1 pseudogene is annotated in these 234 nt (G+C 76.1%); it reads right to left on the bottom strand.

What is annotated here, in order from left to right:
- Window positions 1-234, bottom strand: a pseudogene (locus tag ACZ6JE_RS15680) (glycosyltransferase); the annotation flags it as partial.

Here is a 234-nt window from a genome sequence, read left to right on the forward strand (position 1 = left end):
GTCTCGGAGTGCGACGGCACGAGCACTGCGCGCGCTCCTCGCAGGAGCGTCGCGAGTCCGGTGCGCGTGCGGGGGCCGACGAAGCGCACGGTGACGTCGAGCTCGTCGACGAGGGCCCGGAGGTCGTCCTCGTAGCCGGCGAACTCCGTCGACGCGCCGCCGGCGTTCACCAGGTCGGGGCGCACCTCCGCGGGCACGGCGGCGACCGCGCGGATGGCGAGGTCGGGGGCCTTG

Source organism: Frigoribacterium sp. AC759 (genome assembly GCF_979256015.1).